The sequence below is a fragment of the Streptomyces sp. AC627_RSS907 genome (assembly GCF_019049165.1).
Genome location: NZ_JAGMUE010000745.1, coordinates 1 through 1,270, shown reverse-complemented (window position 1 = coordinate 1,270; position 1,270 = coordinate 1). Strand labels below are relative to the sequence as shown.

At 75.7% G+C, this 1,270-nt stretch carries 1 protein-coding gene; it reads left to right on the top strand.

The window, feature by feature from the left end; translation table 11 throughout:
• Positions 1-24 precede the first annotated feature (24 nt).
• A partial coding sequence (locus tag KUM32_RS38385) for an AMP-binding protein (protein WP_217146438.1) occupies positions 25-1,270 on the top strand: 1,246 nt, incomplete at its 3' end.

The window sequence follows — 1,270 nt, the reverse complement described above, 5'->3', positions numbered from 1 at the left end:
GCGGCGGGGCGGGCGGACCGTCCGCTGCCCGGTGGCGCGGCGGCGGGGCCGCCCGTCCTGGTGGAGCCGGAGAAGACCGTCGTGGCCGGCGTCGTCCGGGAGGTGGCCGTGCCGGCGTTCGTGCCCGAGGTCACGCGGGGCTCGCTCGGCGACATCCCGTTCGACAACGCGGCCGAGGCGCCCACCGAGGCCGTGCTCAGCCGCAAGCGGCCGGACGGCACGTGGCGGGACGTGACCGCGGCCGAGTTCGCGTCCGCCGTGCTCGCCACCGCCAAGGGGCTGATCGCGCACGGCCTGCGCCCCGGCGACCGGCTCGCCATCATGGCCCGCACCAGCTACGAGTGGACGCTCCTCGACTTCGCCGCCTGGGCCGCCGGGCTGGTCACCGTCCCGATCTACCCGACCTCCTCCGCGCTCCAGGCCCACTGGATACTGCGCGACTCGGGCGCCGCCGCGTGCGCCGTCGAGGGCGTCGAGCAGGCCCGCCTGATCAGCGGGGAACGCACCCGCCTGCCCGGCCTGGCCCACCTGTGGCAACTCGACGCCGGCGCCATCGGCCAGATCGGCGCCAGCGGGCGCGACATCGCCGACGAGGAGGTGGCCGCGCGGCGCCGGCAGCGCCAACCCGCCGACATCGCCACCCTCATCTACACCTCGGGCACCACCGGTCGCCCCAAGGGCTGCGTGCTCACCCACGCCAACTTCTTCGCCGAGGTGGACAACGGCATCGAACTGCTGCATCCGGTCTTCCGCGCGACCAGCACGGAACCCGCCTCGACCCTCCTCTTCCTCCCGCTGGCCCACGTCTTCGGGCGGATGATCGCCGTCGGCTGCCTGCGCGCCCGGGTACGCCTCGGCCACGCGCCCAGCATCCAGACCGACGACCTGCTCGCCGACCTCGCGGGTTTTCGGCCGACGTTCCTGCTGGCCATCCCGTACGTCCTGGAGAAGGTCCACAACACCGGGCGGGCCACGGCCGAGCGCATGGGCCGCGCCGCCTCCTTCGACCGCGCCACGCGCGTCGCCCAGCGCTACGGACGGGCCGTGCTGGCCGCCGAGCGCGGCACGGGCCCCGGCCCCGGGCCGGGCCTGAAGGTGGCCCGGACGCTGTACGACGCGCTGGTCTACCGCCGCATCCGGGCCGCGCTCGGGGGCGGGGTGCGGTACGTCATCTGCGGCGGCTCGCCGCTCGGGCACCGGCTGGCCGCGTTCTACGCCGGCGCCGGCGTGGACGTCTTCGAGGGGTACGGCCTGACCGAGACCACCGACG